The organism is Sagittula sp. SSi028 (assembly GCF_048553715.1).
GTDB lineage: Bacteria > Pseudomonadota > Alphaproteobacteria > Rhodobacterales > Rhodobacteraceae > Sagittula.
In genome coordinates this window covers 15,491-37,363 of the sequence record NZ_JBLZNC010000006.1, presented here as the reverse complement: position 1 = coordinate 37,363, position 21,873 = coordinate 15,491, and the positions used below count along the sequence as shown (strand labels likewise).

Below are 21,873 nucleotides of genomic sequence, written 5' to 3'. Positions count from 1 at the left end.
CTCTGTTACCTTGTTTTTTCCTCAGTATCCGCGAAATCCCGCATCCGGGCAATCCTTAACTGCGAATCGGCCATTCGCCTGCCGTACATCGGACCCGAATTTGGCAAAGGAATGGCTAAAATGTACCACCCCTTTTGTATAGTATTCCGCCTTTCGGCGGCAGACGTTCCGGATCGGGGAAAATGGTTGCGCTAAAATATAAATGATTGCGCTAAACCCACCGCGTCACCCTATTGCGCCACAAGACCCCCATGTTAAGGGATTGATTACCGGCGACATCCGCCGCGCAATAAAATTACGCCATCAGTGCGCTGCATAGGAGCAAGCATATGACATTCGGACGGGTAAACCCCCAGTTCAAGCTCGAGGATCAAGGGATCACGGGGCTCGGCAATGTCTATTATAACTTCATGGAGCCCGCGCTGATCGAAGCGGCGCTGAAACGGGGCGAGGGCACGCTGGGCAAGGGCGGCGCATTCCTTGTGACCACCGGCAAATACACGGGCCGCTCGCCGCAGGACAAATTCATCGTGCGCACTCCGGAGGTCGAGGACACCATCTGGTGGGAAAACAACGCGCCGATGGAACCGGACGCCTTTGACCGCCTGCACGCCGACATGCTGGAGCATATGAAGGGCGGCGAATACTACGTGCAGGATCTGGTGGGCGGCGCGGATCCCGCAAACGCTATCGATGTGCGCGTGATCTCGGAACTGGCATGGCACAACCTGTTCATCCGCCACATGCTGCGCCGTCCCGACCGCGAAGACCTCGACAGTTTCACCGCCGATTTCACCATCATCAACTGCCCGTCGTTCAAAGCCGATCCGGCCAAACACGGCTGCCGCAGCGAAACCGTGATTGCGCTGAACTTTGAAAAGAAGCTGATCTTGATCGCGGACACTGAATACGCGGGCGAGAACAAGAAATCTGTGTTCACCCTGCTGAACTACATCCTGCCGGGCAAGGGCATCATGGCGATGCATTGCTCTGCCAACCACGCGCCGAACAACCCGGTGGACACCGCCGTCTTCTTTGGTCTGTCCGGCACCGGCAAGACAACGCTGTCCGCCGATCCCGAGCGCGTGCTGATCGGTGACGACGAACATGGTTGGTCAGAGCGCGGCACCTTCAACTTCGAGGGCGGCTGCTACGCCAAGACGATCAACCTGTCCGCCGAGGCAGAGCCGGAAATCTACGCCACCACCGAGAAATTCGGCACGGTGATCGAGAATATGGTCTTCGATCCCGAGACCTTCGATCTCGATTTCGAGGACGACAGCCTGACGGCCAACATGCGCTGCGCCTACCCGCTGAACTACATCTCGAACGCTTCCAAAACCGCGCTTGGCGGCCACCCGAAGAACATCATCATGCTGACCTGTGATGCCTTTGGTGTGCTGCCTCCGATCGCGCGACTGACGCCAGCGCAGGCGATGTACCACTTCCTGTCCGGCTTCACATCCAAGGTGGCGGGGACAGAGCGTGGCATCACCGAGCCGCAGCCGACCTTTTCGACCTGCTTTGGCGCGCCCTTCATGCCGCGTCGTCCAGAGGTTTACGGCAACCTGCTGCGTGACAAGATCGCCAAGCACGGCGCGACCTGCTGGTTGGTGAACACCGGCTGGACCGGCGGCGCCTATGGCACCGGCTCGCGGATGCCGATCAAGGCGACCCGCGCCCTGCTGCACGCAGCGCTGAACGGCTCCCTCAACGATGCGCCCATGCGCAAAGACCCGAACTTTGGCTTCGAGGTGCCGACCCATGTCGAGGGCGTGCCGGACATGCTGCTCGACCCGCGCAAGACATGGGATGACAAAGCCGCCTATGATGCGCAGGCTGAAAAACTGGTCACGATGTTTGCGGACAATTTTGCGCAATACGTCCCCTACATCGACGAGGACGTCAAAGCCGCTGCAATCGGCTAAGACCCACAACAGCGAACGACATCAGACCCCCGATCCTGTCGGGGGTCTTTTTATTGGGGCGAGTGTTGCGCTACCATGGGCCGTACCCAGACCGGAGCCCCCATGCGCTTGATGTTCCCCGCCCTGATGTCTTGTCTGCTGCCGCACAGCGCGGTCGCGCTGGACATTATCGAACACGGGGTAATTTGTGACGCGCCCATCGGACGCCCCGTGCCCGCCCCCGATACCGTCAGCGGCATCCTCAACACGATTGAGCAGGGTCTGGCATTTGATGTCACCACGACGGTTGTGCCTGCCGAGCTTGGGCTGACCTTTGGCATCCGCGCGGCCTTGCCGCAGGGCAGTCCCGCCATCGATCTGACGGTCGTGGTCACCCATCCGCCGATGGGGCCAAGCGGGCAGCAGGTGGAAAGCTGGCCCACCACGGTTTACCCCGACGCGCCCGCGCTGAACCTGTTCACCTTTGAAGAGCCCTTTGAGCTGATCGAAGGGCCTTGGCACTTTGCGCTGATGCAGGGCGAAGAGACGCTGGCCGAGAAGCAATTCACCATCACGCCCAAGGGAACCGCGCCGGAGGTTCAAAGCATCTGCTTTGGCGCAATGATCCTGTCCTGAGGCGAATTGTCCGTCGCACACGGCGAACACGCACAACCCCCAGCGCGCAATCTTTGAATCTTAACCATTTTCCGCACGCCGAATCGGCGTCTATCCACAACTTATTCCAAGAGTCACCAAAAATTTGCTTTACGGCGAATCATTCGACAGGCACGATATATAGTAAGGGCGCGGGTCGAGCCCCGCAGCCCTAGAGCAGTCAGCAAGCGCTAGGGCAAAATACTTTACCCCGCGCTAAAAATGATAAGCGAGGTGGCGAAATGGCCCTGTCCGAACACTACCTGACGGAAGAATTGCACCCGATCGACATCGTCGAGAGCATTGCCGCGTATAACGAATGGGATTTCGACCGCGTTGGTGATGACCAGATCGCGATGGCCGTGGACGGCCAATGGCGCGTTTATTCGATCACCCTTGCGTGGTCCCACGCAGACGAAACTCTGCGCATGGTCTGCTCGTTCGAAATCGATCCCCCCGAGGACCGGCTGAACACCCTGCATGAGGGGCTGAATGCGGTGAACGACCAATGCTGGGCAGGCTGCTTTAGCTATTGGGCCGAACAAAAGCTGATGGTCTACAAATACGGGCTGATGCTGGCGGGCGGCAATATCGCTTCGGCAGAACAGATCGACACGATGATTTCTGCCGCGGTAATGTCGGCCGAACGCTATTACCCCGCGTTCCAACTGATGTGCTGGACCGACAAAACCGCCAAGGAAGCCCTGCAAATCGCCATCGCCGAGGCCTACGGCCACGCCTGATCGCCGGCGATTGCGGACGCCCCTGCTTCGCGCTACGCCTGTCACGACACGAGACAGGAGATCGGCATGCACGACGGGGTGATCGCACAAAACGGGCTGGTGCTTTTGGGCTGCGGCAAAATGGGGTCCGCCATGCTCGAAGGCTGGTTGAAACGCGGATTGCCTGCCGGTTCGGTCTGGGTGCAGGACCCCAACCCGTCGGATTGGGTCAAGGCGCAGGGCGTGCATCTGAACGCCCCCTTGCCTGATAGTCCGGCCATCGTGCTGATCGCCGTCAAACCGCAAATGATGTCAGAGGCGCTGCCCGCGCTTCAGGCCATGGGCAACGGGCGCACGCTGTTTGTCTCTGTGGCGGCGGGGATCTCGATCGCCACCTACGAGACGCTGCTGGGGCAGGACACGCCCATCGTGCGCGCCATGCCCAACACCCCCGCCGCCGTCGGTCAGGGCATCACCGCCATCATCGGGAATGCAAAGGCGGGCAGCGATCACCTTGATCTGTCCGAAAGCCTTCTGTCTGCCGTGGGCGAGGTCGTCCGCCTTGACCATGAAAGCCAGATGGACGCGGTCACGGGGCTGTCCGGCTCTGGTCCCGCTTATGTGTTTCACATGATTGAATGTCTGGCCGCCGCAGGCGAGGCACAGGGGCTGGCCCCCGATCTGGCGATGTCACTGGCCCGCGCCACCGTGGCCGGTGCCGGTGCTCTGGCGATGCAGGCCGACGACACGCCTGCGCAGTTGCGCCGCAATGTCACCTCGCCCAATGGCACGACACAGGCAGGACTGGAGGTGCTGATGAATGACACCGACGGGCTGCCCCCGCTGATCCGGGCCACGATCAAAGCGGCTGCAGACCGCTCGCGCGAGCTCGCCAATGGCTGAGATCTCCTTTGACGACTTTTTGCGGGTCGATATCCGTGCCGGCACCGTTCTGCGCGCAGAACCCTTTCCCGAAGCCCGCAAACCCGCGATCAAGCTGTATATCGATTTCGGCCCCGAGATCGGGGAACGCAAATCCTCGGCCCAGATCACCCATCACTACAGCCCCGACACGCTGGTCGGCACGCAGGTCATGGCAGTCGTGAACTTCCCTCCCCGCCAGATCGGCCCCTTCATGTCCGAGGTTCTGGTGCTGGGCGTGCATGACAGTGACGGTAACGTCACCCTGTCACGGCCCGATCATCCGGTTCCGAACGGCGAACGGCTCTGTTAAAGGCGCTGAAACCGTCAGCTTGACTTAGGCCCGCCCATGATGATGCTGGCGCGCACCCGAAGGAGACCCGTTATGTTCCAGCCCGCCATCACCGGCCACGGTGTGTTCACGCCATCCCAGATCATCACCAACGACGAACTGGTGGTGGCCTTTAACGCCTATGCCGACCGCTGGAACGCAGATCACGCGGACGACATCGCCGCCGGCACGCTGGAGCCCAAGGCGCATTCCTCCTCCGAATTCATCGTGAATGCCTCGGGGATCGAACAGCGTTACGTGCTGGACAAATCGGGCGTGCTGGATCCGGCCCGCATGTACCCCAGCCTGCCCGCCCGCGACGACGAGGCCCCCTCGCACATGGCGGAAATGGCGCAGGATGCCTGCAAGACCGCATTGGATATGGCGGGTGTGGATGCCGCTGACATTGATCTGGTGATCTGCGCCGCATCGAACCATGAACGGGCCTACCCTGCCGTGGCCATCGAGATCCAGAAGCTGATGGGCTGTGGCGGCTTTGCCTTTGACATGAATGTGGCCTGCTCCTCGGCCACCTTTGGCATTCAGGCGGCGGCTGACATGATCCGCACCGGATCAGTGCGGCGTGCGCTGGTTGTCTGCCCCGAAATCTGCTCGGCCCATTTGGAATGGCGCGACCGCGATTGCCACTTTATCTTTGGCGACGTCTGCACGGCGGTGGTTCTGGAACGGACCGAAGATGCAAAGGGCGCGCGCTTTGACGTGTTGTCGACCCGCTGCGCCACGGAATATTCGAACAACATCCGCAACAACGACGGTTTCCTGCGTCGCACCCATGACCAGATGGAAGACCGCCGCGACATGCAGTTCATGCAAAACGGGCGCAAGGTGTTCAAAGAGGTGCTGCCCATGGTGTCGCAGCATATCTCTGACCACATGGCCGATCAGGGCTGGCAGGCGGATGACTTGAAACGGCTCTGGCTGCATCAGGCCAACAAAACCATGAACGATTTCATCGGGAAAAAGGTGCTTGGCCGCGTGCCCGAGGACGGCGAGCAGCCCAACATCCTGCAGGATTACGCGAACACGTCCTCTGCCGGATCGATCATCGCCTTTTCCAAACATTCCGGCGATCTGCAGCCCGGCGACAAGGGTGTCATCTGCTCTTTCGGGGCGGGCTATTCCGTCGGATCGGTACTGGTCGAACGCGCCTGACGCCAGACCTGTACCAGATGAACGGCGCTGCCTGCGATCAATCCCCAGACCGCGCCGCCAATCCCGAACAAGCTTAGCCCCGACGCGGTGATGACAAAGGTCAGCATGGCCGCCTCACGCGTGTCGGGGGCCGTCACTGCGGTCGCCATCGAATTGATGAACACCGGCAGTAGGGCCACGCCCGCCAGCGCGGCCATCGCCATGGGCGGTGCTGCGGCTGCAACAAAGGTGACGACTGCGGCGAACACGCTGAACACAGCATAGAACAGCCCCGCCCAGACCGCCGCCCAATAGCGCTGTGCCGGATCGGGGTGGGCGTCATCGTCTGAACACATCGCCGCAGTGATCGCCGCAAGGTTGGTTGCGATCGCGCCAAAGGGGGCGGTGATGACCGACAGCGCGCCCACGGTCGCAAACATCGGTCCGGGGTTCGGCGTGTAGCCATTCGCCTTGAGCACAGCGACACCGGGAATGTTCTGCGTGGCCATGGTGACGATGAACAGCGGGATCGCAAGGCTGATAACCGCCTGCAGCGAAAAGGACGGCGTCACCCAAACCGGCGCGGTCATCACATGATCCGGCAGGGGCAGCGTGCCGTTCCACCAGATCACCAGCCCCAGTGTGACCAGAACCGTGGCCGGAACCGCGAACAGGCGTGACAGCCGCGACACCAGAAACCAAGTGCCAAGGATCGCGCAGCCCACCACCGGTGCCTCGGACAAGGCGCGAAAGGGTGCAAAGCAGATGGGCAGCAGAACTCCGGCCAACATGGCCAGCGTGATGGGTCCGGGGATGGATTGCGCCAGACGCACCAGCGGACGCCAGAACCCGGCGATCACCACCAGCAGCCCCGCCACCACAAAGGCCCCGACCGCGCCGGAAAAGCCCGCCGCATCCGCGCCAGATCCGGCCAACAAGGCGGCCCCCGGCGTTGACCACGCACAAGACGCAGGTGTGCGGGTCCACAAGGCCAGCACGATACCCGCAACGGCCATGGCCAATCCGCCCGCCATCAGGGCCGATGATGCTTGCGCCGCCGAAGCACCCATCGCCTCGACCCCCGCCAAAAAGATCGGAAAGGACGAAAAGAACCCGACAATGGCCACCACAATCCCGGTGGCCAAGGCGCGGATGCCCCCCATCAAAGCCCCACCTCGGCCCGCCAGTGGCGACGACACAAAGACACGTAGGTTTCATTGCCGCCGACCTGCACCTGCGCACCGTCGGTCAGGGCCTTGCCGTCGGCGCCCCGCCGGATCACCATGGTGGCGTTGCGCCCGCAATGGCAGATTGTGCGCACCTCGCGCATGACATCGGCAATGGCCAGCAGCGCGGCTGAACCGGGGAACAACTCGCCCCGGAAATCCACGCGCAAGCCATAGGCCATGATCGGCACGTTCAGATCATCCACCACGCGCGCCAGTTGCCAGACCTGATCACGGGTCATGAACTGCGCCTCGTCGATGAAGACGCAGGCGATCGGCCCCTCCTCCATCCGGTTGCGAATCTTTTCGAACAGATCGCAGTTGTCGCCGAACACATCGGCCTCGCGCGATAGTCCGATCCGCGACCCGATGCGCCCTTTGCCTGCGCGGTCATCAAATGCCGCGATCAGCAGGTAGGTCTCCATCCCGCGTTCGTTGTAATTGTGGGCAGCCTGCAACAACAGCGTCGACTTGCCCGCGTTCATGGTGGAATAATGAAAGTGAAGCTTGGCCATGTGCTGCTTTTGCGTGACTGTCAAAGGCGTGACAAGTCTGCGCAAGGCCCAAAGGGAAAAGCGGCATGGACCGGTGCCCGGGGGAAACACCCCAGGGGTCTCGGGCCCGATCCATGCCGAACTGGAAGGCGGCGCAACACTCGTTACGCTTTGGGGATATGGAACTGCACCACCCACCCCCGAAACAGATAACCACCTCGGGCGCTGGCCCCGACCTTGCCGAGGTTGATTTCACAATGACTTTCCCTTCGGTTAAGGATAATGGGAAAGGAATGTTCCGGTTCCCCTACCGAATGAGGGGAGAGACGAAGGGGAAGGCATGTCCAGCGTTGCACGCTACCTGAAGAAACACACCGAGGCTTTGGTCAAGGATGTCGGCGTCGAAGCCGCTTGCGAGATCACTGGAAAATCAAAGGCGACCCTTGGCCGCTATTATTCAGACCATAGCGAACACGCCGACCGTTTCATGCCTGTCGATGCTGTGGCCCTGCTCGAAGAGGCCGCATCCTACCCGCATGTCACCTCTGCTTTGGCAGAGCTCAAAGGCATCACGCTGGAGTTCGATGAATCCCGCCGCAATTCCAAGCCCGAAGGCGGCGTGAACAGTGACGTGATTGCCCTGTCACAGCGGTTTGCCATGCTGATGGCCGAATACAACCAGTCCATCGAGGACGGCGTGATTTCCGCCAACGAGGCAAAGCGCCTGCTGAAAGAGACCCTCGCCATCCAGAAGGTTCTCATCAATATGAAACTGCACCTCGAAGATGAGCACGTCAACTGAACGCAAGACGTCCCGGCCCGCCATCGTGGCCGAGACGTATTTCCCCGACAAGGGACAGGCCTGTCTGCGCGCGCTGGAGACGACACAAACCGCCGAAGAGGTCTGGCAACTTGTTTGCCAGCTCGGCGCGGATGTGGGGCTTCCGTTTATCGACTTTATCTCCGCCAGCGATTGGCGCGATTGGAAGCGTGCGCTGTTTGTGCGCACCTCTTACGACGCCTCATGGCTGGAAAAGGCCAACACCAGCCCGGAACTGTACCACGGATCGTATTTCCGCATTCACGGGGAACACAGGCTGACCCCGATCTGCATGGGGCTGGAATTTATCGACGACCACCCCGACCTGCCGGAATATCGCCGCGACATCCTGAAACAGGCCGCCGCGCGTGGCATGCGCGCGGGCATCTCCATCCCCTTGCGCCAGCACACGCCGCGCGCCACGGCGATGGTGTCCTTTATCGGCGACCACGACCGCGAGGCATTGCTGGATATCCTGTCGCGGGAATACGGAACCTTGGCCATGTGCGCCTGGGCCGCGCATCACCGCTACCTGCTGCACTTCTCCGAAGAGTATTTCGACCGCAACGGGATCACGATCAAACAGCGCGAACTGCTCGAGATGATCGGCTCCGGTCTGCTGGACAAGCAGATCGCCGAACAGCTTGGGGTGACGGTCTCTGCGGTGCGACAGCGTCAGAATGCGCTGATGCAAAAGACCAACACGTCTAAGCGGACCGAACTGGCCGCGCTAGCGATGTCATTGGGCCTGCTGCCCGATCCGCACAACCCGCCCGAAGACGACGTGACCGACGGGTCAGAGGTGCACCCCCGCATCGATGGTCAGACCAGCTGACCCCAAAGATCGTATTCGCCGGCCTCGTCGACCTCGACCGTGACGATCTGGCCGGGTTTCAGATGGTCCGCGCCTTCATCGATAAACAGGTTGCCGTCGATCTCGGGCGCATCGGCCTTGGTGCGGCAGGTGGCAATGCCATCCTCGTCCACATCATCCACGATCACATCCAGACGCGTGCCAACCTTTGCGGCCAGTTTGGCCTCTGAAATGGCCTGCGCCTTTTGCATGAAGCGGTCCCAGCGGTCCTGTTTGACCTCTGCGTCGACGTGATCCGGCAGATCGTTCGACCGCGCGCCGTCAACGTTTTCGTACTGGAAACAGCCCACACGATCCAACTGCGCCTCGTCCATCCAGTCCAGCAGATGCTGGAATTCGGCCTCGGTCTCGCCGGGATACCCCACGATAAAGGTCGAGCGCAGCGTAATATCGGGGCAGGCCGCGCGCCAGGCCGCGATCTCGTCCAGCGTCCGCTCTGCCGCGGCGGGGCGCGCCATCCGGCGCAGCGTGTCGGGATGGGCATGCTGGAACGGAATGTCGAGATAGGGCAGGATCTTGCCCTCCGCCATCAGGGGAATCGCCTCGCGCACATGCGGATAGGGGTAGACATAATGCATGCGCACCCAGACCCCCAGCTCGCCCAGATCGCGGGCCAGATCGAGGAAGGGGAACTTGCTGTCGCGGTCCTTCCAATCGGTGCCATAGGCCGAAGTATCCTGACTGATGACCAACAGCTCCTGCACACCGGCCTCAACCAGCTTTTCCGCCTCGCGCAGCACAGCCTTGGCCGGTCGGCTGGCCAAACGTCCGCGCATGTCAGGGATGATGCAGAACTTGCACTTGTGGTTACAGCCTTCGGAAATCTTCAGGTAGCTGTAATGGCGGGGGGTCAGGCTGACACCGGACGCGGGCAACAGATCGACAAAGGGATCAGGCGACGGCGGCACCGCCCCGTGCACCGCATCCAGAACCTGCTCGTACTGGTGCGGCCCCGTCACGGCGAGCACCTTGGGATGAACACCGGTGATATACTCCGGTTCTGCCCCCAGACAGCCGGTCACGATCACCTTGCCGTTCTCGGTCAGCGCCTCGCCAATTGCCTCAAGGCTTTCGGCCTTGGCACTGTCAAGAAACCCGCAGGTGTTCACGATCACCGCATCCGCACCGCTGTAATCCGCGCTGATGCCATAGCCTTCGGCACGCAAACGGGTGAGGATGCGCTCGCTGTCCACCAATGCCTTGGGACAGCCAAGCGAGACCATGCCAATGGTCGGCTGGCCGTCACGGCGGGTTTCAGAGACGCGCGCACGCGCCAGATCAGGGCGGAGATCAGGGGGATTCTGCATGGGCGGCATATACGCCTTTGCCTGCTGTGCGAAAAGCCCCCACAGCACCGCCCGATACGAAAAAGGCGCCCGACCGGGGCGCCCTTTCAGTCATGTTGCCGATGTTAGCGGCGACGGTCGCGACGCGCGCTCATGGGCTGGAACGCCACACCCACATGCGCCTCGCAGTAGGGTTTGCCCTGCTGCACAGGCAGACCGCAAAACCAGAAATCATCGGTCGCGGGATCGCCCACGGGCCATTTGCATGTCCGCTCTGTCAGCTCCATCAAGGTCAGCTTCTTGGCCTTCTTCTCGACTTCGCTGACCTTGGCCAGCGCTTCGGGGCTGATTTCATTGGCAGAGGGCTGCGGCGGCAGGGGCTGACCGGCCGGAATGATCTGCTTGCGCGCAGGTGTCGGCGCGGGCGTGGTGGCCACAGCCGTGGCTGCGGCGGGCGCAGGCTCGGGCTTGGGCGCGGCGGGCTTTGCCTCCACCGGCTTGGGCGCGGGCTTGGGTTTGGCCGCTGCGGGTTTGGGTTCGGGCTTGGGCTCTGCGGCGGGGGTGGCCCCTGCACGGTTCGACAGGCCCAGGCGGTGCACCTTGCCGATCACGGCATTGCGCGTCACGCCACCCAGTTCTTTGGCGATCGTACTGGCCGATTGGCCTTCGGACCACATCTTCTTGAGCAATTCAACGCGTTCATCGGTCCAAGACATCGAGGCTTCCTACTGAAAAAGCGGCCACGTGTCCGGGCCGCCTGACGGTCTATTGGTTGGCTCTATTCTAAGCATCATGGCACGAGATACAAGGCGGGGCGGCACAATCCGGCCACTGGCTGCCACCTTGCGCCTATCCGGCGGACGCCGCGCGATCCCCGCCAACAGCCAGACCGATCACATCAGCGCGGGTCTTCGGCAGGTCGAGATGAAAGGTTGTCCCCTGATCCGGCACGGATACGCAGCTGAGACGACCGCCATGGCGTCGCGCGATACGGGTACAGATCGACAGGCCCAGTCCCGTCCCCTCATATTCGCTGTCGCTATGGAGACGACGAAGCGGCTGAAAGATGTCCTCCGTGTGGGCGCTGTCTATCCCGATCCCGTTGTCGGTGATGGAAATGCGCCACAAATCGCCGCGATCTTCGCAGGATAGCTGCACCAGCGGGGCCGCTGCTTCGTTAAATTTCAGCCCGTTGGCGATGAGATTCTGCAAAAGTTGAGCCAACTGCGTCTCATCCCCGCGAATCACCGGCAGGGGGGAGATGACAGATACCTCCGCACCCCGCCGCGCGATATCTGCCGACAGAGCCATGCGCAGCTTGTCAACAACAGCGGACAGGTCCACCTCTGCACGGGGCTGCGCCGCCGAGGCCACCGCACAGTGTCGGTGCAGATCGACGATCAAACGGTCCATATGTTCGGCGCCATTGCGGATAAAGCCAAGCACCTCGGCATGTGTTTGCTGTTGGGGCGCTTCCAGATCCTCCATCAGCATGTCGCCCCCCCCACGCACGGAGCGCAAAGGCGCGCGCAGGTCATGCACCAACACGGCGGCAAAGCTTTGCAACAGCTCGCGGCGGTCATCATCACGGCGGTCCGCCTCTGCCCGCGAAATTGCGTCCGCAACGGCCAAGCCAAGACGCGGCCCCAGATCCACGCCACGTCGCAACACGTCACGCGCCCCTCGGCGCATCGCGGCAATGGCGTGTTCGCCATCGTAGTCCTCCACCAGAACAATCACCGGAAGAAACCTGTCCCGCGCAAACAGGTCGTCCAACAAACATCGCCCCGCCCCGCCAAAGAATGCACCGTCAATCACGACACAATCCGCAAGGAATGTGTCATTCAATGCAGACAGACAACCATCGGCGCTATCTGTGACCTGTCCGCGCAAAGGATCGGACATCCCCTGTTGCAGGGTCGCCAAGGTATCGTTTGCGCGATCCGTGTCGGGATCGGCCAGCAGTAATCTGATCATGGTCCACCGTCATGTTCTTGGGCGCTTTGCGCCAGCCGGGCTGTGGCCATTCTGGCCCGGTGCCGCCATTTTGGGACACGCGCGAAATTCCTTAAACCGCCACTCGTTTTCGTGGCTTGGCGCTCCATATCCCACAGCAACGTAAGCAAATCGTATATCAGCGCGAAATTAGCCCGTGGTGGACTCACACGCTGATCTGCGGCATGAAATTAGCAGTTTATAAAGGAATCGATTGATGGCAGACGGAACATTCGCAGTGCTGATGCTGGTCCTCGGGATGACCGATATGGGCCTGAACCACTGCGGGACAGCCGACGGCTGCATCGGAAAATCCGATACCACGCCACGCCTTCTGGTTTCTGGCGGCGAGGTTCTGGAACGCAACGCCGACACCATGGGCGAAGTCTACCTGCGCTACGATCTGCCCTACAAACGCGGCCCCTTTGGCGAGGCGATTGGCCTGTCTGTCGCCGAAGGTGGCGAGACATGGATCGGCTTTGGGCACACCTACAAGATGCAGCTCGGATCGACCCCGATTTACGGCGAGCTGCACGCCATGCCCGGCCTGTATTTCGACAACGGCGGGTTTGACCTGGGCGGCCCGATCGAATTCCGCTCCGGCGTGGAAGTCGGTTGGGAGGCGCGCAACGGCCTGCGCATGGCGCTGAGCTATGACCACCGGTCAAACGCGGGGATCTATGACGAGAACCCGGGGATCGAAACGGTGGCCTTCCACGTATCGGTGCCGCTGCGCTGATGCGATGGGGCGCGGAATGCGCCCCTGCCCCGATCAGGCGCGCGCCTCGGCGGCGCGGCGCAGATCGGCCATAAGCTCTGACAGCAGTTTCGCGCCGAATTCATTGGTCAGACGGCCGTCCGCATCCCATTGCTGCGCCGTCTGCCCCACCAGAACCTCTGGTCCTGTCAAAAGATGCGGGCGAAAGGCGGTCAGACACAGCCGTGTCATCGCCTGACTGCGCGCACCCCCGGCGGCCCCCGCCGCAGCGGACACGATGGCCACAGGTTTGTCGCGCCACGGGTTGCTGCCGGTGCGGCTGAGCCAGTCAAAGGCATTCTTCAGCGCGCCTGTAATCCCCTTGTTGTATTCGGGGCTGGCCACGATCACCGCATCCGCGCCCGCGATCATATCCGCCGCATGCTGGACCGCATCGGGGATGCCCTGCCCGGCCTCCAGATCCTCGTCAAACAGCGGAAAGCGGATATCAACCTCGGCAAAGGGCGCGTCCTCGCCAAAGCGCCGCGCGGCTTCATGCATCAGCAGCCGGTTGGTCGATGCGCGGCGCAGCGACCCGCAAAGGCCGACAAGGGACAGGGTGGACATCAGGCAGGCTCCTTTTCAGTGCTGCCAGATGATCTAAACGAAAAAACGCCGCGGCAAGGCCGCGACGCTTTGAATTGTCGTAAATGACAGCGCGATTACGCGTTGGGCAGGATCACGATCTCGACGCGACGGTTCTGCAGCTTGCCATCGGGCGTCAGGTTCGACGCGATGGGCTGGTCTTCGCCACGGCCGATGACCTGAATGCGACCAGCGGGCACGCCCTGACCGATCAGCACGTTGGCCACGGACTGTGCGCGGCGCTGCGACAGCTGCAGGTTATAGGATGCTTCACCATCGGAGTCGGTGTGACCGATGACCTGAGTGGTGGTGTTCGGATAGGCCAGCAGGGACTGCGCCACATCGCGGATGTCGCCTTGCAGATCAGGACGCAGGGTCGAGCTGTCGGTGGCGAACAGGATGTCCTGCGGCATGGTCACGATCAGGCGGTCACCGGTGTTCTGGATATCCACGTTGCTGCCAAGTTGCTGGCGCAGCTCTGCTTCCTGCTTGTCGAGCTGGTTGCCGATGGCGGCCCCTGCGGCGGCACCCACCAGCGCACCGGCCAGCGTGGCGCGGTTGCGCTCGCCCTTGTCGTCACCGCCTGCCAGACGGCCTGCGACCGCGCCGGTTGCCGCACCGATCAACGCGCCGGACTTGGCTTTGCGGTTCGGGTCGGTTTCGTCAAAGACAGGACCGGTGGTGCAGGCGGTCAGGCCCAGCGCGGCGGTCATGGAAAGCAAAAGGGAAGAGCGGATCATAGTCACTGTGTGCCTCTCGTCGGTGGCCCGTCTGACGCGGGCGCGTTGTTGTCCAGACGGTTAATGCCACAGTCAAACGGTTGGTTCCCGTGAAAATACGGCAATCCCCCTGTACAGGCGACAAATCGCCCATGTGGTGTGCGCCCCACTGTTGCAGCCACGGATGCAGGCAGGCGTTTCCAACAGGCGTGGCACAGGGTAAGCTGCCTAAAAAACATGCGAGCAGGAGACATTCATGAAACACCTACTGGCTGCGGCCCTTGCGGGTCTGATGCTGGCCGCCCCGGCGCAGGCCGCGTGGCGCGACCGTGCCGAAGTGATCGGCGTCGATGAAGACGATATGCTGAAACTGCGCGCAGGCCCCGGCACCGGCTTTGTGGTGATCGTCGGCCTGCCCAACGGCACCATCGTACGGGTGCGCGATTGCGAGCGGACAGGGGCCACCAAATGGTGCGAGGTCGCGCTGGACGTGGCCCCCGGCTTGCGCGGCTATGTCTCGGACGCTTATCTGAGCGCGCGTTGACGGCCTTTTCCCTGACAGAACTTGCCATCCTGACGCTTGCGGGCTTTGCCGCCGGCGTCCTGAATGCCGTGGCAGGCGGCGGAACATTCCTGTCCCTGCCTGCGCTGATCTACGTGGGCGTGCCGCCGGTGGCCGCAAATGCCACGGCGACGCTCAGCGCCTTGCCCGGGTATCTCAGCGGGGCATGGGGCTTTCGCCACGACATCCGCGACGAGGGGGTTCTGGATCTACGGACCATTGCGGGGATCGCAGCTGTGGGCGGGCTGACGGGCTCGGGCCTGTTGATTGTCACGTCAGAGGCCGCGTTTTTGTGGATCGTGCCATGGCTTTTGACGCTGGCCACGACTCTCTTTGCCTGCGGCCCCGCGATCCAAAGACGCCTGCGCGGCGGCGGCGAGCTTGGTCCCGTGTCTGGGGGGGCGGTGGTGCTGGCCGTGTCGGTTTACGGCGGGTATTTTAACGGCGGTCTTGGCATCATGCTTTTGGCAGCCTTTGGCCTGCTAGGCTTTCGCAACCTTCACGGCATGAACGGGCTGAAAACGGCGCTGTCCGCCCTGTTGTCCCTTGTCTCGGCGGTGACCTTTATCAGCGCCGGTCTGATTGCGTGGGAGCAGGCGGCCATCATGGCGCTCAGCACGGCGGTCGGCGGCTACGTGGGCGCGCGCAGCAGCCGTCACTTGCCCGTGCCCTTGCTGCGGGTCGGGGTCATTTGCGTGGGCGCGGTCACGGCGCTGGTGTTCTTTGCCCGTTAGGGGTCAGGCATCCGCCCGCGCGCCCTCATAGGCCAACAAGGCACGTTTCACCGGCAGTCCCCAGTGATAGCCCCCCAAGCCGCCGGATTTGCGCAAGGCCCGATGGCAGGGGATCAGATAGCTGATCGGATTGCGCCCCACCGCCGTGCCGACGGCCCGCACTGCGCGCGGCGTGCCGATGGCCTGCGCGATTTCGGAATAGGTCGTGACATGGCCCGACGGAATGCGCATCAGCGCCTCCCAGACCTTGATCTGAAAGGGCGCGCCAATCAGAAACAGCGGCACCTCGGCCTGCTGCCTGCCAAAGGCCGCATCCACCCAAGGGGCCAGCCGGTCCGGCGCCTCGACATAGCTGGCATTTGGCCAGCGCCCGCACAGATCGGCCATGGCCTCTGCCTCGGTGCATTCGGCTCCAAAGCCGATCCCGCAGAGCCCCCTATCCGTCCCCATCACCAGCGCAGGGCCAAAGGGGCTGTCAAACCAGCCATAGTGGATCGTCAAACCGGCACCGCCACGGGCAAAATCGCCGGGGCTCATCGCCTCCCACCGCAGGAACAGATCATGCAGCCGCCCGCCGCCGGACAGCCCCGTCGCATGGGCGGTGTCCAGCGTGGTAAAGCGGTTCTGCAGCAGCCGTTTGGCATGGCCGAGCGTGAAATACTGCTGCAACCGCTTGGGCGACACGCCCGCCCACTGGCTGAACAGACGTTGGAAATGGGCGGTGGACATGCCCATTTCCGCCGCCAACTGGTCCAAAGTCGCCTGCGGCCCCAGCCGGTCCACCGCCTCGATGGCGCGGCCCATGATCTGATAGTGATAGCTGGCGGTGTTTTCAGGCAGAACAGTCACGGCTTGGGTCTCCTTTGCCCCGACAGTAGCGGGACAAAGGCAGGCGCACGATCCGTTTTATGCGCTTTGTGCAGGTCGAATCCGCAAAATCGGCAGCACCAGCGCGTCCAGCAGCAGCACGGCAGCCAAAGCCACACCGGCCAGCGGAAAGGCAAGGCTTAGCACCAGCGCAACCGCCACCGCGCCTTTCCACTGCGGCATGTCCCGCGGTGCTGGCGGGGCTGCCAGTCGCAGACCGCCTGCCGGACGGCGCTTCCACCACAGAACAATCCCCGACACAGACAGAAAGATCACCGCCAAACACACCAGTGTATTGGCCAGAACGCTCCACAACCCCAAGGTCCCCATATGCAGCGCGATGCCCACGGCCATAGCCTTGCCCATCAAGGAATAGTCGGCATAGCCCACATCGGCGAGGATCTCTCCGCGGTAGCGATCCAGATGCACGATCCGGTCCGATGTCGGGTTACGGCTGTCGGTGGACATGGAATCGCGGCTCAGGCTCCAGACACCGGTGTCGCCTTGCGGCCAGTTCAACTGGTATCGCCCGGCGAAACCGATCTGGCGGGCGAAGGCATCGACCTGATCCACGCTCGGACGCAGGCCCGCGCTTTGGTCAGAGGCGCCGCTGGCGGGGGACTCGCTATGGTCGCCGTGACCTGCATGGGCGTCAGAGGCAGGCATCGGCGTCTGTTCCAGTGCCCAAGGGACCTCCTTGGTGCCGCCGTTCAGCGCCTCTGCGTGGCTGATATCGCTGACGGGAATGCCCGAGTATTTACCGGCGGGAAAGCTCGACCAGGCCTGGACCAGCTTGCCGCCCCAGACACCGGCCCATGCCAGCCCCGAGATCAGAAACGCCAGAAGAACCACGGACACCCAGATCCCCACGGTGGCGTGCAGTGATTTCCACAGGCTGCGCCCCCGCGCCCCCAGCCGGGGCAACAGCGCGCGCAGCCCCTGCCCGTCGCGCGGCCACCACAGGTACAGCCCCGTCGCCAACAGGATCACGCCCAAAGACGCCGCCAGTTCAATCATCCGGTCACCCGTCACGCCCAGCAACAAGGTGCCGTGGATGTTGTCCATCGTGTCGTACCAGCCGCTGCGACGGGCAAAGGTGCTGACCACCTCTGCGGTGTAGGGATCAACCACTGCCATCATCGGCCCCTCTGCCGTATTGACGCGGAAGATCGCGGCCAGATCACCGGCGCGCGGCGCGATATACTGTGCAACCGTCCCGTCAGGATAGGCCGACTGCGCAGCGGCCACCTGCGCCGACAGCGCAAGCGGCGCCTCCGCAGGGATGACGGAGATACGCTCGCCATCGCGCCCGTCCAGATAAGCGATCCACAGCATCGTCATGCCGGTCATGGCGAGCATCAGAAAGAACGGAATGACATACAGCCCCGCATAGAAATGCCAGCGCCACACCGCGCGGTAGAATTTGGATTTGGTATCAGTGGTCATTGGCTTGCCTCCGCAAAGGACGGGCAAACGGATTGGGTCCGCGCGGCGCGCGGCATTGGAAAGAAGGTCATGGAATACCCCTATTGCGCCAAAGACACGCTTTGGCCGGTGTCGTGATGTCAGGAAATGTCAGGCAATCACGACAACGGGGGCGCGCGGGGCGCGGCATCATGCAACGGCAGCCGCGTGGCATCGGTCACCGTCAAAGGCAGGGTCAGGGCAACGTCCCGCGACAGCGCCACAGGGTGCGTCACATCCGGCGCGCTGCCGCCATCGACCGCATGCACCATCAGACACAGGTGGCCGTCGGTCTCATCCTCGGCAACAGGGTTACCGTTGGCATCCAGCGTGATGGTGCGCAGCCCCTCGCCGGTACAGATCACGATGATCTGCGCACGGCTCAGCCCCAACGCCACAAGCGCCGCCGTGGATTTCGGCAGCGCGATGCCGAGGATCACGGCACACAGAAGGGAAAGACGGAACAGACCGTGCAACATGCGGCTGTCCTACCCGCATGTTGCTCCATCTCAAAGCGAAAAGGCGCGCCATGACCAAAGGCCGCAGCACGCCGATACGGGGCTTACAGATCGCCCAGAAAGCGGGAGACGATCATCTCTTGTTGTTTGCTGCCGTCGGGGTCGGTTGTGGTCTTGAAGCGCGTCAGCTCTTCGGCCCAGTCAGAGGTGCGGATGCGCAAAGGCGGCTGTGTGGTAGAGATGACGGACATCACCACTTGGGCCACCTCATCCGGTGTCTGGTAGGCGCCCGCCCCCATCCGCGACTGCGCGCCCCCGATATAGGTCTGCAGAACGGGCAGATACTCATCGTCGAACATGCCGCCCGTGTCCTCGATTTGCTTGAGCACCGTTGCCGCAAACTCTGTCGAGATGCCCCCCGGTTCAACGGCGGTGAACCGAATGCCAAAGGCCGGTGTCAGATAGCTGGCCATGGCTTCTGTCAGACCTTCGACCGCGAATTTCGCCGCGCAGTAGATCTCGTTAAATGGCTGTCCTACCAGCCCGCCGACGGAGGTGATATTGACGATATGGCCCGAACGCGCCGCGCGCATATGCGGGATCACCGCCTTGATCGTGCGGACAACCCCCATGTGGTTGATGTCCATAACGCGGCTGATCTCCGCCTCTGTGGCCTGTTCGATCGTGCGCACAAACCCTTGGCCTGCATTGTTCACCAGAACATCGATCCGCCCGTGCAAGGCGATGATCTGATCGACGGCCGTGTCGATGCTGGACTGATCCTGCACGTCCAGCGTCAGCACATTAAGCGACACACCTGCCTGCTCCGCAGCCGCGTCCAGAAGCGCACGTTTGGCCGTATTGCGCATGGTGGCATAGACCGTGTGGCCCGCCTGTGCGGCCTGCACCGCGACGGAGATGCCCAGTCCGGTCGATGTGCCGGTGATAAGTATGATCTTGCTCATGGTAATTCCTTTGCGGGTCAGGCCGCGATGGACAGCCAGACGCGGTCAAACGTCTGCTCTACGCTGTCTTTGGGTATGGGTTGGCCGCGCATCACCGCGCCGCGCGCCATCTGCATGGCAGGCGCGGTCAGCAGCAGCGACAGCAGTTTGGTATCCAGCGGGGCAAGCGTTCCGTCCTCGACCCCGCGCCGCAACAGCGCGGCAATATCGTCGGCGAAGGCATCCGCTTCGGCCTGTTGCGCCTCGGTCAGCAGACGCGCCGCCGCCCCGAGGTCGAGAAACAGAAAATCACGCGGTCGCTCTGCGATCCAGTCGAACATGTCGAACCAGATGGCGCGAATCATGTCCCGTGTGGGGGTGATGTCGCGCTGCCGCGTGACCGCCCCGTGGAACTGGCGCTTCAGATCCATATACACCTGTTGCAGCATGTCGGTCTTGTTGTCGAAATGCACATAGACCGTTCCTGCCGACACCTGCGCACGCTTGACCACATCGCCCACGGACAAGGCGGCAAAGCCTTTGTCCACGGCCTCGAACACGACAGCATTGCGCAGTTTCAGGCGGGTTTCATCCTTGGTCAGGCGGGGCATGTGGTGTCCTTCTTGATACAGGTACCAAATATGATAATGAACATTCATTATCAATAGGTGCGACATTCACCTTCCTGTGAGCCCCAAGACTTGCGGGATTGGCCGCCAGCGGGCATTACGCCCGTCATGGCAAAGCAGATGGACTATCACACCCTGCGCGAGGTCTTTACGCGCTTTCGCGAGGCAGAGCCCGAACCCAAGGGCGAGCTGAACCACACCAACGCCTATACGCTGGTGGTGGCGGTGGCGCTGTCTGCGCAATCGACCGATGCCGGTGTGAACAAAGCCACCGAAAAGCTGTTCCAGATCGCGGATACGCCGGAAAAGATGCTGGCGCTGGGACTTGATGGGGTGATCGAGCACATCAAGACCATCGGCCTGTACCGCAACAAGGCCAAAAACGTCATAAAACTTAGCCAGATTCTGGTGGATCAGTATAATTCCGAGGTCCCCTGTTCCCGCGCTGCATTGGAAAGCCTGCCGGGCGTCGGACGGAAGACCGCGAATGTGGTGCTGAACATGTGGTGGCACTACCCGTCGCAGGCCGTGGACACACATATCTACCGTGTCGGGAACCGTGCGGGCATCTGCCCCGGCAAAGATGTGGTTGCTGTGGAACGCGCCATCGAAGACCACATTCCCGTAGATTTTCAACAACACGCGCACCACTGGCTGATCCTGCATGGACGCTACATCTGCGTCGCGCGTAAACCGAAATGCAAGGCGTGCCTGATACGCGACCTGTGCCAGTTCGAGGAAAAGACCGAATGAAAAAGTACCAGCTCGCCGGAATCGGCAATGCCGTTGTGGATGTCATCGCACGCGCCGACGACAGCTTTCTCGATCATATGGGGATCGAAAAGGGCATCATGCAATTGATCGAACGCGAGCGGGGCGAAACCCTGTATGGCGCGATGGGCAACCGCGTCCAAACTCCCGGCGGGTCGCTGGCGAACACCGTGGCGGGCGCAGGCGCGCTTGGCCTGCGGACCGCGTTCTTTGGCCGGGTCAAGGACGACGCCCTGGGCCGCTTCTACGCGGATGCCATGACGAACGAGGGGATCGCCTTCGTCAACGCCCCCGAGGCGGAGGCCGAGCTTCCCACCTCGCGCAGCATGATCTTTGTCACGCCGGATGGCGAGCGATCGATGAACACCTATCTCGGCGTGTCGTCCGAGCTTGGTCCCGACGACGTGGATGAAAATGTCGCCGCCGATTCCGAGGTGATCTTCCTCGAAGGATATCTGTTCGACAAAGACAAGGGCAAAGAGGCATTTCTGAAGGCCGCGCGCGCCTGCAAATCCGCCGGTGGCAAGGCCGGCATCGCGATCTCGGACCCGTTCTGCGTCGAACGCCACCGCGACGATTTTCTGAAACTGATCGCGGAAGAGATGGATTTTGTCATCGGCAACGAGGCGGAGATCTGCTCGCTCTACCAAAACAACGATCTGGATGCGGATCTCGCGGCAGTGTCCGCGATCTGCCCGCTGGTGGTCTGCACCCGCTCGGGCGACGGCGTGACGATTATCAAGGATGGCGAACGCACCGACGTTGGAGTGACCAAGGTCGTGCCGGTGGACGCCACCGGCGCGGGCGACCAGTTCGCCGCCGGTTTTCTGTACGGGATGATCACCGGCCGCGACATGGAGACATGCGGGCGCATGGGCTCCATCGCGGGCGGCGAAGTCATCGGCCATATGGGCCCCCGCCCAGAGGCAAGCGTCTCCGAATTGTTCAAAGCCGCCGATCTGATCTGACCCGCAGTCCTTTGGTGACGTGAGATCGCGTGT

The 21,873-nt window shown here is 62.2% G+C and carries 25 protein-coding genes; 13 read left to right on the top strand and 12 right to left on the bottom strand.

Annotated elements, in window-relative coordinates; all coding sequences use genetic code 11:
- Nucleotides 1-329: 329 nt before the first annotated feature.
- From ACN5AZ_RS12365 to ACN5AZ_RS12340, 6 genes are all read left to right on the top strand, one after another.
- Nucleotides 330-1,928: a phosphoenolpyruvate carboxykinase gene (locus tag ACN5AZ_RS12365; protein ID WP_419429200.1), complete on the top strand. Its 1,599-nt coding sequence runs from the start codon at nucleotides 330-332 to the stop codon at nucleotides 1,926-1,928.
- A gap of 102 nt (nucleotides 1,929-2,030) precedes the next feature.
- A complete protein-coding gene (locus ACN5AZ_RS12360; RefSeq protein WP_419429199.1) occupies nucleotides 2,031-2,543 on the top strand; it encodes a DUF3859 domain-containing protein in 513 nt (170 codons plus the stop codon).
- A gap of 260 nt (nucleotides 2,544-2,803) precedes the next feature.
- Nucleotides 2,804-3,304, top strand: a complete 501-nt coding sequence (locus tag ACN5AZ_RS12355; protein WP_419429198.1) for a YbjN domain-containing protein — start codon at nucleotides 2,804-2,806, stop codon at nucleotides 3,302-3,304.
- 66 nt (nucleotides 3,305-3,370) lie between these two features.
- Nucleotides 3,371-4,186 carry a pyrroline-5-carboxylate reductase gene (gene proC, locus ACN5AZ_RS12350; protein WP_419429197.1) on the top strand — a complete coding sequence of 272 codons (816 nt, stop codon included), beginning with the start codon at nucleotides 3,371-3,373 and terminating at the stop codon, nucleotides 4,184-4,186.
- Nucleotides 4,179-4,517, top strand: a complete 339-nt coding sequence (locus ACN5AZ_RS12345; RefSeq protein ID WP_419429196.1) for a tRNA-binding protein — start codon at nucleotides 4,179-4,181, stop codon at nucleotides 4,515-4,517. Before proC ends, ACN5AZ_RS12345 begins: the two co-directional genes overlap by 8 nt.
- Before the next feature lie 72 nt (nucleotides 4,518-4,589).
- On the top strand, nucleotides 4,590-5,708 hold the full coding sequence (locus tag ACN5AZ_RS12340) for a beta-ketoacyl-ACP synthase III (protein WP_419429195.1): 1,119 nt from the start codon (nucleotides 4,590-4,592) through the stop codon (nucleotides 5,706-5,708).
- On the opposite strand, the gene ACN5AZ_RS12335 is transcribed toward ACN5AZ_RS12340, so the two are convergent.
- On the bottom strand, nucleotides 5,672-6,850 hold the full coding sequence (locus ACN5AZ_RS12335; RefSeq protein ID WP_419429194.1) for a benzoate/H(+) symporter BenE family transporter: 1,179 nt from the start codon (nucleotides 6,848-6,850) through the stop codon (nucleotides 5,672-5,674). The two genes, ACN5AZ_RS12340 and ACN5AZ_RS12335, sit on opposite strands and share 37 nt — an antisense overlap.
- A complete protein-coding gene (locus tag ACN5AZ_RS12330; RefSeq protein WP_419429193.1) occupies nucleotides 6,850-7,428 on the bottom strand; it encodes a thymidine kinase in 579 nt (192 codons plus the stop codon). Before ACN5AZ_RS12330 ends, ACN5AZ_RS12335 begins: the two co-directional genes overlap by 1 nt.
- Before the next feature lie 319 nt (nucleotides 7,429-7,747).
- On the opposite strand from ACN5AZ_RS12330, the gene ACN5AZ_RS12325 reads away from it, so the two are divergent.
- Together ACN5AZ_RS12325 and ACN5AZ_RS12320 are read left to right on the top strand one after the other, a co-directional pair.
- Nucleotides 7,748-8,209: a hypothetical protein gene (locus ACN5AZ_RS12325; RefSeq protein WP_419429192.1), complete on the top strand. Its 462-nt coding sequence runs from the start codon at nucleotides 7,748-7,750 to the stop codon at nucleotides 8,207-8,209.
- Nucleotides 8,193-9,062 carry a helix-turn-helix transcriptional regulator gene (locus tag ACN5AZ_RS12320; protein WP_419429191.1) on the top strand — a complete coding sequence of 290 codons (870 nt, stop codon included), beginning with the start codon at nucleotides 8,193-8,195 and terminating at the stop codon, nucleotides 9,060-9,062. Before ACN5AZ_RS12325 ends, ACN5AZ_RS12320 begins: the two co-directional genes overlap by 17 nt.
- On the opposite strand, the gene rimO is transcribed toward ACN5AZ_RS12320, so the two are convergent.
- The 3 genes from rimO to ACN5AZ_RS12305 all read right to left on the bottom strand — a co-directional run bounded on the left by rimO (nucleotide 9,050) and on the right by ACN5AZ_RS12305 (nucleotide 12,364).
- A complete protein-coding gene (gene rimO, locus ACN5AZ_RS12315) occupies nucleotides 9,050-10,417 on the bottom strand; it encodes a 30S ribosomal protein S12 methylthiotransferase RimO (RefSeq protein WP_419429190.1) in 1,368 nt (455 codons plus the stop codon). The two genes, ACN5AZ_RS12320 and rimO, sit on opposite strands and share 13 nt — an antisense overlap.
- Nucleotides 10,418-10,512: 95 nt before the next feature.
- Nucleotides 10,513-11,103, bottom strand: a complete 591-nt coding sequence (locus tag ACN5AZ_RS12310; protein WP_419429189.1) for a GcrA family cell cycle regulator — start codon at nucleotides 11,101-11,103, stop codon at nucleotides 10,513-10,515.
- A gap of 133 nt (nucleotides 11,104-11,236) precedes the next feature.
- Nucleotides 11,237-12,364 (bottom strand): sensor histidine kinase, encoded by a 1,128-nt coding sequence (locus ACN5AZ_RS12305; protein WP_419429188.1) that lies wholly within the window; start codon nucleotides 12,362-12,364, stop codon nucleotides 11,237-11,239.
- A 235-nt stretch (nucleotides 12,365-12,599) separates the two neighbouring features.
- On the opposite strand from ACN5AZ_RS12305, the gene ACN5AZ_RS12300 reads away from it, so the two are divergent.
- Nucleotides 12,600-13,121, top strand: coding sequence for an acyloxyacyl hydrolase (locus ACN5AZ_RS12300; RefSeq protein ID WP_419429187.1), 522 nt, complete (start codon nucleotides 12,600-12,602; stop codon nucleotides 13,119-13,121).
- A gap of 33 nt (nucleotides 13,122-13,154) precedes the next feature.
- Here ACN5AZ_RS12300 and ACN5AZ_RS12295 read toward each other — a convergent pair whose 3' ends face one another.
- Both ACN5AZ_RS12295 and ACN5AZ_RS12290 read right to left on the bottom strand, forming a co-directional pair.
- Nucleotides 13,155-13,706: an NADPH-dependent FMN reductase gene (locus ACN5AZ_RS12295; protein WP_419429186.1), complete on the bottom strand. Its 552-nt coding sequence runs from the start codon at nucleotides 13,704-13,706 to the stop codon at nucleotides 13,155-13,157.
- Nucleotides 13,707-13,801: 95 nt separating this feature from the next.
- Nucleotides 13,802-14,464, bottom strand: coding sequence for an OmpA family protein (locus ACN5AZ_RS12290; protein ID WP_419429185.1), 663 nt, complete (start codon nucleotides 14,462-14,464; stop codon nucleotides 13,802-13,804).
- A 235-nt stretch (nucleotides 14,465-14,699) separates the two neighbouring features.
- On the opposite strand from ACN5AZ_RS12290, the gene ACN5AZ_RS12285 reads away from it, so the two are divergent.
- Both ACN5AZ_RS12285 and ACN5AZ_RS12280 read left to right on the top strand, forming a co-directional pair.
- Nucleotides 14,700-14,987: an SH3 domain-containing protein gene (locus ACN5AZ_RS12285; RefSeq protein ID WP_419429184.1), complete on the top strand. Its 288-nt coding sequence runs from the start codon at nucleotides 14,700-14,702 to the stop codon at nucleotides 14,985-14,987.
- Nucleotides 14,984-15,739 carry a sulfite exporter TauE/SafE family protein gene (locus ACN5AZ_RS12280; RefSeq protein ID WP_419429183.1) on the top strand — a complete coding sequence of 252 codons (756 nt, stop codon included), beginning with the start codon at nucleotides 14,984-14,986 and terminating at the stop codon, nucleotides 15,737-15,739. Before ACN5AZ_RS12285 ends, ACN5AZ_RS12280 begins: the two co-directional genes overlap by 4 nt.
- Nucleotides 15,740-15,742: 3 nt before the next feature.
- Here the strand turns inward: ACN5AZ_RS12280 and ACN5AZ_RS12275 are convergent, their stop codons facing one another.
- The 5 genes from ACN5AZ_RS12275 to ACN5AZ_RS12255 all read right to left on the bottom strand — a co-directional run bounded on the left by ACN5AZ_RS12275 (nucleotide 15,743) and on the right by ACN5AZ_RS12255 (nucleotide 20,083).
- Nucleotides 15,743-16,543 carry a methylated-DNA--[protein]-cysteine S-methyltransferase gene (locus ACN5AZ_RS12275; protein ID WP_419429463.1) on the bottom strand — a complete coding sequence of 267 codons (801 nt, stop codon included), beginning with the start codon at nucleotides 16,541-16,543 and terminating at the stop codon, nucleotides 15,743-15,745.
- 102 nt (nucleotides 16,544-16,645) lie between these two features.
- Nucleotides 16,646-18,052, bottom strand: a complete 1,407-nt coding sequence (locus ACN5AZ_RS12270; RefSeq protein WP_419429182.1) for a PepSY-associated TM helix domain-containing protein — start codon at nucleotides 18,050-18,052, stop codon at nucleotides 16,646-16,648.
- A 137-nt stretch (nucleotides 18,053-18,189) separates the two neighbouring features.
- Complete coding sequence (locus ACN5AZ_RS12265) at nucleotides 18,190-18,549, bottom strand: hypothetical protein (protein ID WP_419429181.1); 360 nt, start codon at nucleotides 18,547-18,549, stop codon at nucleotides 18,190-18,192.
- An 83-nt stretch (nucleotides 18,550-18,632) separates the two neighbouring features.
- Nucleotides 18,633-19,493, bottom strand: coding sequence for an SDR family oxidoreductase (locus ACN5AZ_RS12260; RefSeq protein ID WP_419429180.1), 861 nt, complete (start codon nucleotides 19,491-19,493; stop codon nucleotides 18,633-18,635).
- Nucleotides 19,494-19,510: 17 nt separating this feature from the next.
- On the bottom strand, nucleotides 19,511-20,083 hold the full coding sequence (locus tag ACN5AZ_RS12255; RefSeq protein ID WP_419429179.1) for a TetR/AcrR family transcriptional regulator: 573 nt from the start codon (nucleotides 20,081-20,083) through the stop codon (nucleotides 19,511-19,513).
- A 126-nt stretch (nucleotides 20,084-20,209) separates the two neighbouring features.
- Here ACN5AZ_RS12255 and nth point away from each other — a divergent pair, with 126 nt between their 5' ends.
- Both nth and ACN5AZ_RS12245 read left to right on the top strand, forming a co-directional pair.
- Nucleotides 20,210-20,854 carry an endonuclease III gene (nth, locus tag ACN5AZ_RS12250; protein ID WP_419429178.1) on the top strand — a complete coding sequence of 215 codons (645 nt, stop codon included), beginning with the start codon at nucleotides 20,210-20,212 and terminating at the stop codon, nucleotides 20,852-20,854.
- Nucleotides 20,851-21,840, top strand: a complete 990-nt coding sequence (locus tag ACN5AZ_RS12245; RefSeq protein WP_419429177.1) for an adenosine kinase — start codon at nucleotides 20,851-20,853, stop codon at nucleotides 21,838-21,840. The genes nth and ACN5AZ_RS12245 overlap by 4 nt, the downstream gene beginning before the upstream one ends.
- Nucleotides 21,841-21,873 lie beyond the last annotated feature (33 nt).